Origin of the sequence: Halomonas sp. ND22Bw (genome assembly GCF_003011945.1) — a bacterium.
In the GTDB taxonomy this organism is placed as follows: Bacteria; Pseudomonadota; Gammaproteobacteria; order Pseudomonadales; family Halomonadaceae; genus Halomonas; species Halomonas halophila.
Genome location: NZ_PXWD01000391.1, coordinates 1 through 347, shown reverse-complemented (window position 1 = coordinate 347; position 347 = coordinate 1). Strand labels below are relative to the sequence as shown.

Sequence of the window (347 nt, the reverse complement as noted above, 5' to 3'; positions counted from 1 at the left end):
CATCACGGCGCTGACGAGGTTGATGTCGAGAGCCTTGAGCCAATCGGCGCGCGAGGAGGCAACGCCATCGTCCAGGTAGCTGCAGGCCAGGTTGATGAGTGCGTCGATGCCGCCGAAGCGTTCCTCGACCTCAACGACGGCTTGCTGCAGCCGGGCATCGTCGGTGATGTCGGTGGCGAGGAAGCAGGCCGCAGGCCCCAGGCGATCCGCCAGGGCGGCCCCCGCCTCGGCATCGATGTCCAGGATGGCAACGCCGGCTCCGGCGGCGACGAAGGCCTCGGCCACCGCCTGCCCGATCAGGGTGGCGCCGCCGGTGATGATCACGGTGCGTGCGTGAAAGTCTTCCA

The 347-nt window shown here is 68.3% G+C and carries 1 protein-coding gene; it reads right to left on the bottom strand.

Translation table 11 applies throughout. The annotated features are described in order from the left end of the window. A partial coding sequence (locus CVH10_RS18590) for an SDR family NAD(P)-dependent oxidoreductase (protein ID WP_219924817.1) occupies positions 1-347 on the bottom strand: 347 nt, incomplete at both ends.